Consider the following 13082-nt stretch of genomic DNA (forward strand, 5'->3'; position numbering starts at 1 on the left):
GACCCCCTCCGCGAGATGCCACTTGTGACCGGCTTTCTCGGCGTGTCGTGCGCACAAGTGGCATCTCGCGGAGGGGGAAGAATGGGGGGATGAGCGTTCCCCTGGTTCCCCTGAACGACGGGCGGGCGATCCCGCAGATCGGGCTCGGCGTCTACAAGATCGGCGACGACGAGGCGGCCCGCACGGTCGCCACGGCGCTCGAGGCCGGCTACCGGCACATCGACACGGCGACCCTCTACGGCAACGAGCGCGGCGTCGGCGAGGGGATCCGCGCCAGCGGCCTCCCCCGCGAGCAGGTCTTCGTCACCACCAAGGTCTGGAACGACGACCACGGCTTCGACGAGACGCTCGAGGCCTTCGACCGCAGCCTCGAACTCCTGGGCACCGACTACGTCGACCTCTACCTCGTGCACTGGCCGATCCCCTCCCGCGACCGCTACGTCGACACCTACCGCGCGCTCGAGCGGATCCGTCAGGAGGGCCGGGCGCGCTCGATCGGCGTCTCGAACTTCGCGATCGAGCACCTCGAGCGGCTGCTCGGCGAGACCGAGGTCGTGCCCGCGATCAACCAGGTCGAGCTGCACCCGCGGCTCCCCCAGGACGAGCTGCGCGCCTTCGACACCGCGCACGGCATCGTGACCCAGGCCTGGTCGCCGCTGGCCCGTGGCCGGCTGCTCGACGAGCCCGTGCTCGCCTCGATCGCCGCGAAGCACGGCGTCTCGCCCGCGCAGGTCGTGCTGCGCTGGCACGTGCAGCTCGGGGTCGTCGTGATCCCGAAGTCGGTGACGCCCGCGCGGATCCGGGAGAACCTCGATGTGCTCGGCTTCGCCCTCGACGAGGAGGATCTGGCAGGGATCCGCGCTCTCGCGACCGGCGAGCGCACGGGGCGCGACCCGAGTCTCGACTGATCCGCCCTAGCCTGGCCGGATGACGACGCGATCCCCGGAGACGAGAGCGGCTCTCCTCCTGCACGGCCTCGGCGGCGCCTCCGGCACCTGGTGGCGGGTCGCCGAGGCGCTGACCGGCGCCGGCTGGGGCGTGACCGCTCCGGATCTGCGCGGACACGGTGCGGGCGCCCGCGGCGGGTCGTCCCGGCACGACGACTACGCCGACGACGTGCTCGCCCTGCGCGCTCCGTCCGGGACCTGGGACCTCGTGGTCGGCCACTCCCTCGGCGGAGCCGTGGCGGTCCGGGCGGCGGCGCGCGACGCCGGCTGGGCCGACCGGCTGGTGCTGCTCGACCCCGTGCTGCAGCTGGCGACCGAGTCGCGGGCGGAGGTGCGCGCCGGCGAGCTCGCCGGCCTCGCCGTCACCGCGGACGAGCTCGCCGCCGCCGAGCCGCACTGGGACGAGCGCGACCGCGCCGAGAAGCTCCGCGCCGCGCACGCCGCCGACCCGGCCGCCGTCGCCGCGACCGTCGACGACAACGACCCCTGGGACCTGCTCGCCGACGTCCCGGCCCTGCGCGCGCCCGCGCTCGTGCTCGCGGGCGACCCGCAGGTGTTCACGTTCTTCCCGCCGTCCCTCGCCGCGCAGGTCCTCCGCGCGAACCCGCGCGTCCGCTACGCGGTGGTCTCCGGAGCCGGTCACAGCCCGCACCGCGACCGGCCCGCGGAGACGATCGCGATGCTCCGAGAGTGGGCCGAGAGCGACGCGACGGCCTGAGACGCGCTCCGGCCGCGGCCGGCCGCCCGTGTTTCCACCGGGTGACAAGTGCCGCGAAGGGGTGTCATTCTCGCGCGACCTGTGAATACGCTCGCAGAGGGCACCGCCGCTTCTCAGCACAGCGAGGGCGACGGAGGCCGTCGGTCCGACGGCCGCTGCCCTCGACGAAAGGGACCACCTGTGGCTACCACCACTGAAGACACCTCCGGCGCACGACGTCGGCGTCCACTCCTCGGCTCGGCCGCGATGATCGGCGCCGGCGCGCTGGTCGCCGGCTTCGCCTTCGCTCCCGCGGCGAACGCCGTCGAGCCCGTCGACTTCGCCGATGCGGTGACCGTCGACGGCATCATGAACCACCTCGAGGCCTTCCAGGCGATCGCGGACGCCAACGACGGCAACCGCGCGATCGGTACCGAGGGCTACGAGCAGAGCGGCCAGTACGTCGAGGCCGTGCTGAAGGCCGCCGGCTACACCACCGAGCGCCAGGACTTCACCACCACCACCCAGACGATCGACGAGTTCTCGCTGACCACGACCCCCGCGGTCGAGGGCATCCCGATGTCGTTCACCCCCTCCACCCCCGAGGGCGGCGTCACGGGCGAGCTGATCCAGCCGGTCGACCCGCTGGGCTGCGACGCCGACGCCTGGGCCGGACTCGATGCGACCGGCAAGGTCGCCCTGGTCAGCCGCGGCACCTGCAGCTTCTCGGAGAAGTCGGCCGCCGCCGGTGCCGCCGGGGCCTCGGCCGTGATCATCTACAACAACGTTCCCGGCGAGGCGCTCAACGGCACGCTCGGCGCGCCCGACGCCAGCTACATCCCGTCGGTCGGCGTGACGCTCGAGGAGGGCCAGTCGCTGATCGCCGCACTGCCCAGCACGGCGACGCTCGTCCTCGAGCAGACGACCACCGACACCGACACCTTCAACATCATCACCGAGACGCCCGGCGGCGACCACGACAACGTGGTCATGCTCGGCGCGCACCTCGACGGCGTGCCCGAGGGTCCCGGCATCAACGACAACGGCTCGGGATCGGCCACGCTCCTCGAGACCGCCGTCCAGCTCGCGGACGCGGGCGAGACCACCAACGCCGTGCGCTTCGCCTGGTGGGGCGCCGAGGAGGTCGGGCTCGTCGGCTCGTACACCTACGTCGACTCGCTCTCGGAGGAGGAGGCCGGCGACATCGCGACCTACCTGAACTTCGACATGGTCGCCTCGCCGAACTACGTCGTCTCGGTCTACGACGCGAACGAGTCCACCTTCGAGGCACCGGTCGAGGTGCCCGCGGGCTCCATCGCCACTGAGAAGGCGTTCACGGACTACTTCGACTCGATCGACCAGCCCTGGATCGACACGGCGTTCGACGGCCGCAGCGACTACGACGGCTTCATCTCCGCCGGAATCCCGGCCTCGGGCCTGTTCACCGGAGCGGACGACATCAAGACCGAGGAGGAGGCCGCGCTCTTCGGCGGCACGGTCGGCATCGCGCACGACCCGAACTACCACTCGGCCGGCGACGACCTGGCGAACATCAACCAGGAGGCGCTCGGCATCACCTCGAAGGCGATCGCCTTCGTGACCGCCTCGTTCGCCGAGGACACCTCCGCGATCGACGCCGAGAAGGACCCGACCACGCCGGAGCCGGAGCCCACCACCCCGCCGTTCGTGCTCCCCACCAAGGAGCAGGTCCTCGGACTGATCGCCGCCGGCCTCTCGCCGCGCGAGATCGCGGCCGAGCTCGGCATCACCGAGGCGATCGCGCGTCCCTACGTGCAGCAGATCATCGACCGCTACGGCATCACCGACCGGGCGAGCGCTGAGCGCCTGATCCGCGAGTACCTCGCCGACCGCGGCGTGCTCATCGGCGCATAGCCACCGCACCACCCGAGGCGTCCCGCTCCGGTCGACGCGTCCCGCTCCGGCAGGACGCCTCGACGGGGGCGGGACGCCTCGCTCGTTCGCGGCGGGCCGCCGCCGACCCGGACCGCTCGCACTGAACGACGGATGTCGTTGATAGCCTCGCGAGCGATGGAGCCTTCCTGGATCGTCGTCGTGGCCGCGGGCGAGCGGACCGGCGAGCCCGCCGTCCGGCCGCGGCGCGTGTTCGCCGGCGTGATCGCCGTCGCCCTGCTCCTGATCCTCGGCATCAGCGCCCTCGACGTCCAGGCTGCGCGGACGCTCGCGGAGTCCGAGGCCGTCGCCGACGCCTCCGACACCGCCGATCTCCTCGCGGAGGTGATCGTCGAGCCGGCTCTCGCGGACGCCGTGCTCACCGGCGACCCGGCGGCGCTGGAGCTCGTCGACCGCGAGGTCCGGGCGCACGTGCTCGACGACTCCCTGGTGCGCGTGAAGCTCTGGGACCGCTCGGGCCGCATCCTCTACTCCGACGACCGGCGCCTGGAGGGGCGGACCTTCACCCTGGACGAGGACGATCTGGAGGCCTTCGCCGACGTCGCTGTGCACGCCGAGGTCTCCGACCTGCAGGCCCCGGAGAACGTGTACGAGCGCGACAGCGGACGCCTCCTCGAGGCCTACCGGACCGTGCGGACGCCGTCGGGGACTCCGCTCCTGTTCGAGAGCTACTTCCGCTACGACGAGGTCGTCGAGCGCAGCGGCGAGCTCTGGCGCAGCTTCGCCGTCATCTCGATCGCGAGCACGGTGCTGCTGGTGCTCGTGCTGCTGCCGGTGCTCGCGCGCCTGCTCGCGCTGATCGGTCGGTCGCGGCGGAGTCGCGAGGCACTGCTGCAGCGCGCCCTCGACGCCTCGGCGGACGAGCGCCGGCGGATCGCGGCGACCGTCCACGACGGTGCCGTGCAGGACCTCGTCGCCGCCTCCTTCGCCGTGCACGGGCGGGCGGAGCGGGCCGAGGCGGACGGCGATCCCGCCCTCGCCGCGGATCTCCGCGAGGTCGCCGCGACCGTCCGCACCGGCCTCGGCGGACTGCGGTCGCTGCTCGTCGACATCTACCCGCCGAGCCTCGCCGACGCGGGGCTCGCGGCAGCTCTGGAGGATCTCGCCGTCACGACCCGCGCGCGCGGACTGGACGTGGTGGTCGAGGCGCCGCCGCGCACCGGCCTGACCGCGGACGACGAGCGGCTCCTCTACCGGGTCGCGCACGAGGCGCTGACGAACGCGGTCAAGCACTCCGGCGCGCGGAGCGTCCTCGTCCGGCTGCGGCGCGCAGGCGATCGCACGGGCCGCTCGGTCGCGCTCGACGTCGTCGACGACGGGTGCGGCTTCGACGCGGCGACGGCGCTCGCGCATCCGGAAGCGGGACACCTCGGGCTGAGCATTCTGCGCGATCTCGCCCGCGAGCGCGGCGCCGAGCTGCGCCTCCTGACCGCTCCAGGCCGGGGGACGCACTGGCGACTGGAGCCGGCGCCGTGATCCGCGTCCTGATCGTCGACGATCATCCGCTCGTCCGCGCGGGCCTCGCCGCGCTGATCTCGAGCGCGCCGGACCTGCTGCTCGTCGGGCAGGCGGGCAGCGGCGAGGAGGCGCTCGGATCGGCGGCGGAGTCCGCGCCCGACGTCGTCCTGATGGACCTGTCGATGCCGGGCATGGACGGCATCGAGGCGACCGCGCGGATGCTCGCCCTGCACCCGGCGGTCCGCGTCGTGGTCCTGACCTCGTTCGACGACCGGGGCCGCGTCCTCGCCGCGCTGCGGGCGGGCGCCCAGGGATACCAGCTCAAGGACGCCGACCCCGCCGTGGTGCTCGACGCGGTCCGCTCGGCGGCGGCGGGGCACGCCCCGCTGGATCCGCGGGCGGCCCGGGCTCTGCTGCCGGGCGGTGCCGGCGCCGCCCTGCCCGCCCTCAGCACTCGCGAGGAGCAGGTGCTGCGGCTGATCGCCTCCGGCCGAGCGAACAAGGAGATCGCGCGAGAGCTCGGGATCGCGGAGCGGACGGTCAAGGTGCACGTCGGGCACGCCTTCACGCGCATCGGCGTGCGCGATCGCACGAGCGCCGCGCTGTGGGTGCGCGACCACCTGCCCGGGTACTAGTACCAAGGTCCGATTGCCGCGCGGCGCGGCGCGGGCGAGGGTTGCCTCCTACCCCGCACCGGCCCAGCGCCGGTCGACAGGAAGGCCACGATGTCCCCCCTCAGCAGAACCGCCCGCACTGCGGCGATCGCCGCGATCGCGCTGCTCCTCACCGGCCTCGCGGCCTCGCCCGCGCAGGCCAAGACCTCGTCCGTCGGAGGCGACTACTCCGTCACCGTGAACGGCACCACCTACGACCCGGCCGCCGGCAAGGACGTGAAGCTCAAGGACGTCGCCGTCGCCGGGACCATCGCCGTGCGCGGCGTCAACAACCGCTTCGACCTCCGCGTGTCGACGCTGGGCGTCTACGACTACACGCTCACCGGCGCCCCCGACACGCAGCGGATGGTCACCTCGCCGACGGTGGTCTTCGCGTCCAAGGTGCCGACGCTCACCGCGGCGCAGCTCGCGGGCGCGCGGCTCGACTCGCTGGAGGTGAAGGACGACACCCTGGTGGTGATCCTCCGGACCGCGGCCGGCAAGCTCAAGGTGCAGGCGAAGGACGGCGCGCAGGGCGGCATCTTCCAGATGGAGCCCGAGTTCGCCGGGAACGTCGAGCTCGTGCACACACTCGGCCCCGGGCTGTTCTACTTCGTCAACAGCTTCACCGGCAAGATCAACTTCGGCAGCGGAGTCGACGCAGTGACCCCGGCCCAGAGCGCGACGGGCTACCACTCGATGCTGCTCGGCAAGGACAGCCCGCAGGTCGCCACGAAGACCTTCCAGAGCGGCACGGTCACGAAGTGGACCGTCGCCCCGGGTGGCCGCCTCGGCGGGGTGCTCGGCGAGGACGCCGTCGAGCTCTCGCAGGGAGCGACCAACTGCACGAGCCAGTGCCAGGCGCAGAACCGCATCAACGGCTCGCTGCCCGTTCCGCCGGACCCCGTGAACCCGACCCCGATCGGCTGAGCCGACCCGGACGCCCGAGGCGTCCCGTCCCCGTCGAGGAGTCCCGCTGCTGCTGGACGCCTCGACGGGAACGGGACGCCTCACGCGTTCCCTGCGTCCGCTTCCGGGCGGTCGGGCCCGCGTCAGGAACGGCGGGCGCGGGCGAAGGCCTCCTCGACGTCCTCGTCCGGGTCGGCGAGGAGGCGGAGGGTCGCGAGGGCGTGGAAGCGGCGGGGGTCCTCCTCCGAGCGCGCGGCGGCCTCGAGGACGGGGCCCGCGGCGTCGCCGAGCATCAGCAGCGCGCGGGTGAGGGCGCGCTGGTCCGGGCGGTCGCGCTCGCCGAGGTGCTCCGCGAGCTGCCGGGCGAGGGCCGGCCGCTCGGGCTCCGGGGCGAGCCGGGCGGCGGTGCGCCAGGCCGCGTGCGCGACCGCGGGGTGCTCGTCGTGCAGCAGCGCGGGCGTGATCGCCCGGAACGCGCGCGGATCGCCCACCTTCGACAGCGTGTGCAGCGCCTGGCTGCGGGCCTGCGGCGTCTCGGACTCGAGCTCGGGCAGCAGCAGGTCGACGGTGACCGCCGGATCGTGCCGGGTGAGCGCCCAGGTGAGCATCTCGCGCACGCCGAAGTCGGGCTCGACGGCGCAGCGGGCCACGAGCACCGGGGCGTACTCGTCAGCGGGCCGGGTGCCGGCGGTCATCGCCGCCTGCAGCCGGGACGACGCGTCGGGGGCGGTCAGGGCGGCGCGGAGCCTGTCGGCGGGCCGGTTCTCGTCAGTCATCGCCGTCCATTCGACACCCGCCGCCCGAAAGGACGTCGAGTGCCCCCCTCTGTCCCCGGCCGCGAGATGCCACATGTGACCCGATTCCACGGCGTGTCGCGTGCACAAGTGGCATCTCGCGGGAGGGGCGGGGCTTCCCGCCGCGGCGGCGCACGGTGTTCACTGGGGCCATGCGAGCCATCTGGAAGGGCGCGATCACCTTCGGCCTGGTCAACGTGCCGGTGAAGATCTACAGCGCGACCGAGGACCACGACGTCCCCCTGCACCAGGTGCACGACAAGGACGGCGGCCGGATCCGCTACCAGCGCAAGTGCGAGATCTGCGGCGAGGTCGTGACCTTCGATCACATCGACAAGGCCTACGACGACGGCGAGCGCACGGTCGTGCTGACCAAGGACGAGCTGAAGGCGCTGCCGGAGGAGCGCGACCGCGAGATCGACGTCGTGCAGTTCGTGCCGAGCGAGCAGGTCGACCCGATCATGTTCGACCGCGCCTACATCCTCGAGCCGGACTCCTCCTCCCCCAAAGCCTACGTGCTGCTGCGCCGCACCCTCGAGGAGACGGACCGCACCGCCATCGTCGAGTTCGCGCTCCGGCAGAAGACCCGGCTCGCGGCGCTGCGGGTGCGCGGCAAGCTGCTGATGCTGCAGACGCTGCTCTGGGCCGACGAGGTGCGCGAGGTCGAGTTCCCGTCGCTCGAGGGCACCACCCGGATCGCCGCCCGCGAGCTGGAGATGTCCTCGCACCTGGTCGACTCCTACTCGGAGGACTTCGACGCGTCGAAGTTCCAGGACTCCTACCAGGCCGAGCTGCGCACCCTCATCGACGCGAAGATCGAGCAGGGCGACGCCCTCGACACCTCCGCCACCTTCGGCGAGAAGCCCGAGGAGGAGGGCGGCGGCGAGGTGCTCGACCTGATGGAGGCGCTGAAGCGCTCGGTCGAGCGCAGCCGCGGGGCGAAGGCGGGGGCGTCCGCGGACCCCGAGGAGAAGGCTCCGGCGAAGAAGCGGGCGACGAGGAAGAAGGCGGACGAGGACTCCTCCGCCGACGAGGACTCGGCGCCGAAGAAGACCACCGCCAAGAAGACGCCGGCGAAGAAGAGCGCCGCGAAGACCGACGACGAGAAGGCCGCTCCGGAGAAGATCACTCCGAAGAAGAAGCCCGCGGCGAAGAAGGCGGCCTCGACGGCCGAAGCGGAGGAGGAGAAGGCGGCGTCCTGACCCCCTCCGGCCCGGAGGATCGGCTCAGGCGAGCTCGTCCACGTCGTCGAGGTCGACCGCGACCGAGCTGACCAGCGCGAGCAGCGCCTCCGCGTAGGCGTTCTCGGCGATCTCGTCCTCGAAGTCGCGCTGCTCGCCGGCGAGCTCGACGGTCACGGCGAAGCGCACCGGCCCGCCGTCCGCGACGCGGCGCAGCGAGCGGAACGTGCCGCGGAGCAGTTCGCGCAGCTGGTCCTCGCGCGGCAGCCAGAGCGAGTCGTCGAGCGCGACGGAGTCGAGCGCCCACTCGGTCGTGCCGTTGAAGCCGAGCACGGTGCCGGTCTCGTACTCGTGCGGCTCGATGGTCATGTCGCTCACGGTGAAGACGTCGCCGTCGAACCCCTCGCGCTCGATGCGGAAGCGGTCGCCGGTGACCGGTGCCCAGCGCAGCCCCGCGGTGCGCAGCGCCCTGGCCAGTTCGAAGGAGATCATCCCCCGATCATGGCGCGCGTTCCCGGACGGAGGCCGCGAAGACGGAACCGCGGCCCCGATGTCGGTGGGTGAGTTTACGTTCATGAAACGTCCGGTTCACAGGCCGGGCACCCGCACTGCATAGCGTGGCTCACTGTGCCCCTTTCAGGGGCGAAGGGTCGCCGTCGCCGTGCGGTGACGCACCACCGCTCTCCGGAGCGGCGATCGAGAGGACCACCATGCCCGACTCCCCCGAACTCCCCGCGCAGAGGCCCCGCGCCCGCGCTCCCCGGAGAGGCCTCGCGCTCGCGGCCCTCGCCGGCCTGGCCCTCGTCGCCTCGCCGCTGGTCGCTGCGCCCGCCACCGCCGCTCCGAGCGGGGACGAGCTGGTCATCAGCGAGGTCTTCGCCCGCGGCGGCTCGGCCGGCGCGACCTACAGCAACCGCTTCGTCGAGCTCTACAACCCGACCGGCGCCGACGTCGCGCTCTCGGGCCTCTCGCTGCAGTACCGCTCGGCCACTGGCACGGCGAACCCGACGACGACCGTCGCGCTCACCGGCACCGTTCCCGCCGAGGGCCACTTCCTGATCGCCGGTGCGAGCAACGGCAGCAACGGCGCGCCGCTCCCCGCCGCCGACCAGACCGCGAACGGCCTCAACATCGCGGCCGCGGGCGGCACGCTCTTCCTGGTCGAGGGCACCGCGACCCTCGTCGCCCCGCCGACCGGCACCGCCGAGCAGCCCGACGCGGTCCTCGACCTGCTCGGCTACGGCACCTCCAACACCTTCGAGTCGGCGGCCGCCACCGCGCCGACGCTGACCGAGTCGATCGCCCGCGCCGACACCGCGACCGGCGACACCGACTCCAACGCCGCCGACTTCACCGTCGGCGCGATGACCCCCGAGTCCGCCGGCGGCGGCGCCACCCCGGAGCCGACGCCCGCGCCGACCGGGACGCCGACCCCCACCGCGACGCCGACCGCCCCGCCGACCACTCCGCCGACGGCGCCGCCCACCACCGCGCCGACCGTCTCGATCGCCGAGATCCAGGGCACCGGAGCCGCGTCCCCGCTCGTCGGGCAGACCGTCACCACCACCGGCGTCGTCACCGCGCGCTACGCCACCGGCGGCTACAGCGGCTACGTGATCCAGACCGCCGGCACCGGCGCGCAGACCACCGGCCGCACCGCCTCCGACGCCGTCTTCGTCTACTCCTCCGCCTCGGTCGGCGCGGTCGCGATCGGCGACAGCCTGCGCATCACCGGCGCCGTCAGCGAGTTCAACGGCCTCACCGAGCTCACCCCGACCTCGGCCGCGACCGTCGAGAAGCTCGGCACCCCCGTCGCCGCGCCGGTCCCGGCCGCCGTCGGCCTCCCCCGCACCGTCGAGGAGCGCGAGACGCTCGAGAGCATGCTGATCGCCCCGCAGGGCGCGTTCACCGTGACCGACACCTTCGACCTCAACAGCTTCGGCTCCGTCGGCCTCGCCGCCGGCGACTCGCCGCTGCTGACCCCGACCGAGGTCGCCCGCCCCGGAACGCCGGAGCTGGCCGCGGTCGTCGCCGACAACGCCGCGCGCGCGATCGTGCTCGACGACGGCGCCTCGATCAATTTCCTCGGCGCCGCCGCGAACAAGGCGATCCCGCTGCCCTACCTCACCCCGGCCGAGCCGATCCGCGTGGGCGCCCCGGCGACCTTCACGACCCCGGTCGTCCTCGACTACCGCAACGGCGGCTGGTCCTTCCAGCCGACGACGCAGCTGACCGTCGAGAACGCCGCGACCGTGCAGCCCGCGACCTTCGCGAACACCCGCGAGGCGGCCCCCGAGGCCGTCGGCGGCGACCTCTCGATCGCGTCCTTCAACGTGCTCAACTACTTCTCCACCACGGGTGACTCGATCACCGGCTGCACCTTCTACACCGACCGCGACGGCGACCCCGTCACGGTCAACAGCGGCTGCGACGCCCGCGGCGCCGCGAACGCGGACGACCTCGAGCGCCAGCAGGCCAAGATCGTCACCGCGATCAACAGCCTCGGCGCCGGCGTCGTCTCGCTCGAGGAGATCGAGAACTCGGCCAAGTTCGGCAAGCCGCGCGACGAGGCCCTCGCCACGCTGACCGCCGCGCTCAACACCGCCGCCGGCTCGGAGCTGTGGGCGTACGTGCCCTCGCCCGCCGCCCTCCCCGCGCTCGCGGACGAGGACGTCATCCGCACCGCGTTCATCTACAAGAAGGCCGTCATCGAGCCGGTCGGCGAGTCCGTCATCCTGAACGACGGCGTCGCCTTCTCCAACGCCCGCAAGCCCCTCGCCCAGGAGTTCCGCCTGATCGGCGACAGCGCCAGCGAGTTCGTCGCGATCGTGAACCACTTCAAGTCGAAGGGCTCCGGCTCCGGAGTCGACGCCGATCAGGGCGACGGCCAGGGCGCCTCGAACGCCTCCCGCGTCAACCAGGCCACCGCGCTCGTCGCGTTCGCCGACCGCCTGAAGACCGAGAAGGCGACGGACCTCGTCTACCTGCTCGGCGACTTCAACGCCTACTCGCAGGAGGACCCGATCCAGGTCCTGCGCGACGCGGGCTACATCGACCAGGGCGCGAAGGACGGGAAGTACTCCTACTCCTTCGACGGCGCGGTCGGCTCGCTCGACCACGTCTTCGCCTCCCCGGCGGCCGACGCGACCGTGACCGGTGTCGACACCTGGAACATCAACAGCGGGGAGTCGGTGGCGCTGGAGTACAGCCGCTACGACTACAACGCGACGATCTTCTACGACACCTCGGCCTACCGCTCCAGCGACCACGACCCGGTCGTCGTCGGCCTGGACCTGCCCGAGACCGCGCCGGCGACCGTGATCGACGTCGCGACCAGCGCGAAGACCACGCGCCTCGCCGTGCTCCGCACGCTGACGGTCACGGCTGTCAACAACGGCCCGGAGGCGGTCGCGATCGAGATCTCGACGCCCTACGGCACGCGGACGAAGAGCTCGGTGAAGCCGGGCCAGTCGTTCACGACCTCCTACCTCACGGTGCTCCGCCCGATCAAGGCCGGTACCGCGACGATCGAGGTCACCGCGAAGGACGGCACGGAGCGGACGTACCAGCAGGCGTACAGCGCCCGCTAGAGCACCGCGCACGACCGACCGCCGGGGCGGGTCCGCTGAGAAGCCGGCCCGCCCTCGTCGCGCCACCCCTGACGTCGTCCGGGTCCGGCTCCTAGAGTGCGGAGCATGCCCGAGGGAGACAGCGTCCACCGTCTCGCCGCCCGTCTGAGGCGGTCAGCGGACGGCCGCAGCGTGGCGGACGGCGAGCTGCGCTCGGGTGACGCGGCCGGCAGCTCGCTCGAGGGCCTGCGGATCCTCGAGCACGACACCCACGGCAAGCACCTGCTCACCCGCTTCTCCGGTGACCTGACCCTGCACACGCACCTGCGGATGCAGGGCTCGTGGACGGTCACCTCGCCCGGTCGCGCCGTCCCGCGGGCCGTGCAGAAGGACGTCCGCGTCCGGCTCCGGCTCGACGACGGGGTCACCCTCTGGGGCGTCGACCTCCCCGTCGTCGAGCTGCTGCCGACCCGCGACGAGGCGCGCGCGGTCGGCCACCTCGGGCCGGATCCGCTCCGCGCCGACTGGAGCGCGGAGGAGGCCGTCGCCCGCCTCTCCCGCACACCGGAGCGGCCGGTCGTCGCTGCCCTGCTCGATCAGCGCCTGATGGCGGGCCTCGGCAACCTCTGGGCCAACGAGGTCTGCTTCCTCCGCGGGCTCTTCCCCTGGCGGCCCGTCGGCACCGTCGACGTCCGCGCCCTGGTCGCCACCGCCGCCCGGGGCCTGCGCGCGTCCGTCACGGTGCCCGGGATGTTCCAGACCACCACCGGCGACACCCGCCGCGGCGAGCGGCACTGGGTCGCGGGCCGCGCCGGCCGGCCGTGCCTGCGCTGCGGCACCACGGTCCTCGTCCGCGCCGAGGTCCGCGACGACCCGGAGCAGCGGCGCACCTGGTGGTGCCCCCACTGCCAACCCGAGCTCCCCTGAGGCGGGCCGTGCCCT

At 73.0% G+C, this 13082-nt stretch carries 11 protein-coding genes; 9 read left to right on the forward strand and 2 right to left on the reverse strand.

What is annotated here, in order from left to right:
* Positions 1-89 precede the first annotated feature (89 nt).
* From EDF22_RS12050 to EDF22_RS12075, 6 genes are all read left to right on the forward strand, one after another.
* On the forward strand, positions 90-908 hold the full coding sequence (locus EDF22_RS12050; RefSeq protein WP_123705164.1) for an aldo/keto reductase: 819 nt from the start codon (positions 90-92) through the stop codon (positions 906-908).
* 19 nt (positions 909-927) lie between these two features.
* Entirely contained in the window at positions 928-1665 is a 738-nt protein-coding gene (locus EDF22_RS12055; RefSeq protein ID WP_123705165.1) for an alpha/beta fold hydrolase, read from the forward strand.
* Positions 1666-1845: 180 nt separating this feature from the next.
* On the forward strand, positions 1846-3537 hold the full coding sequence (locus EDF22_RS12060) for a M28 family peptidase (protein ID WP_260303439.1): 1692 nt from the start codon (positions 1846-1848) through the stop codon (positions 3535-3537).
* A 156-nt stretch (positions 3538-3693) separates the two neighbouring features.
* A complete protein-coding gene (locus EDF22_RS12065; RefSeq protein WP_123705167.1) occupies positions 3694-5052 on the forward strand; it encodes an ATP-binding protein in 1359 nt (452 codons plus the stop codon).
* The gene (locus tag EDF22_RS12070; RefSeq protein ID WP_123705168.1) at positions 5049-5669 is read left to right on the forward strand and encodes a response regulator transcription factor; all 621 of its coding nucleotides are present in this window, start codon (positions 5049-5051) and stop codon (positions 5667-5669) included. The genes EDF22_RS12065 and EDF22_RS12070 overlap by 4 nt, the downstream gene beginning before the upstream one ends.
* Positions 5670-5759: 90 nt before the next feature.
* Positions 5760-6617, forward strand: a complete 858-nt coding sequence (locus EDF22_RS12075; protein ID WP_123705169.1) for a hypothetical protein — start codon at positions 5760-5762, stop codon at positions 6615-6617.
* A 122-nt stretch (positions 6618-6739) separates the two neighbouring features.
* On the opposite strand, the gene EDF22_RS12080 is transcribed toward EDF22_RS12075, so the two are convergent.
* Complete coding sequence (locus EDF22_RS12080; protein ID WP_123705170.1) at positions 6740-7372, reverse strand: HEAT repeat domain-containing protein; 633 nt, start codon at positions 7370-7372, stop codon at positions 6740-6742.
* Positions 7373-7542: 170 nt separating this feature from the next.
* On the opposite strand from EDF22_RS12080, the gene EDF22_RS12085 reads away from it, so the two are divergent.
* Positions 7543-8592 (forward strand): Ku protein, encoded by a 1050-nt coding sequence (locus EDF22_RS12085; protein ID WP_123705171.1) that lies wholly within the window; start codon positions 7543-7545, stop codon positions 8590-8592.
* A 24-nt stretch (positions 8593-8616) separates the two neighbouring features.
* Here EDF22_RS12085 and EDF22_RS12090 read toward each other — a convergent pair whose 3' ends face one another.
* Entirely contained in the window at positions 8617-9063 is a 447-nt protein-coding gene (locus EDF22_RS12090) for a hypothetical protein (RefSeq protein ID WP_123705172.1), read from the reverse strand.
* Positions 9064-9281: 218 nt separating this feature from the next.
* Between EDF22_RS12090 and EDF22_RS12095 the strand changes: the two genes are divergently transcribed.
* Together EDF22_RS12095 and EDF22_RS12100 are read left to right on the forward strand one after the other, a co-directional pair.
* Positions 9282-12161: an ExeM/NucH family extracellular endonuclease gene (locus EDF22_RS12095; protein WP_123705173.1), complete on the forward strand. Its 2880-nt coding sequence runs from the start codon at positions 9282-9284 to the stop codon at positions 12159-12161.
* Positions 12162-12266: 105 nt separating this feature from the next.
* Positions 12267-13067, forward strand: a complete 801-nt coding sequence (locus EDF22_RS12100) for an Fpg/Nei family DNA glycosylase (RefSeq protein ID WP_123705174.1) — start codon at positions 12267-12269, stop codon at positions 13065-13067.
* Positions 13068-13082: the final 15 nt, after the last annotated feature.

This window comes from Rathayibacter sp. PhB127, assembly GCF_003751665.1.
GTDB lineage: Bacteria > Actinomycetota > Actinomycetes > Actinomycetales > Microbacteriaceae > Rathayibacter > Rathayibacter festucae.

What these genes read in the sequence shown, in the direction of transcription:
- EDF22_RS12085 (WP_123705171.1), top strand. Translation starts at nt 7,543, where the DNA reads ATGCGAGCCATCTGGAAGGGCGCGATCACCTTCGGCCTGGTCAACGTG.
- EDF22_RS12100 (WP_123705174.1), top strand. Translation starts at nt 12,267, where the DNA reads ATGCCCGAGGGAGACAGCGTCCACCGTCTCGCCGCCCGTCTGAGGCGG.
- EDF22_RS12080 (WP_123705170.1), bottom strand. Translation starts at nt 7,372, where the DNA reads ATGACTGACGAGAACCGGCCCGCCGACAGGCTCCGCGCCGCCCTGACC.
- EDF22_RS12050 (WP_123705164.1), top strand. Translation starts at nt 90, where the DNA reads ATGAGCGTTCCCCTGGTTCCCCTGAACGACGGGCGGGCGATCCCGCAG.
- EDF22_RS12075 (WP_123705169.1), top strand. Translation starts at nt 5,760, where the DNA reads ATGTCCCCCCTCAGCAGAACCGCCCGCACTGCGGCGATCGCCGCGATC.
- EDF22_RS12065 (WP_123705167.1), top strand. Translation starts at nt 3,694, where the DNA reads ATGGAGCCTTCCTGGATCGTCGTCGTGGCCGCGGGCGAGCGGACCGGC.
- EDF22_RS12090 (WP_123705172.1), bottom strand. Translation starts at nt 9,063, where the DNA reads ATGATCTCCTTCGAACTGGCCAGGGCGCTGCGCACCGCGGGGCTGCGC.
- EDF22_RS12055 (WP_123705165.1), top strand. Translation starts at nt 928, where the DNA reads ATGACGACGCGATCCCCGGAGACGAGAGCGGCTCTCCTCCTGCACGGC.
- EDF22_RS12095 (WP_123705173.1), top strand. Translation starts at nt 9,282, where the DNA reads ATGCCCGACTCCCCCGAACTCCCCGCGCAGAGGCCCCGCGCCCGCGCT.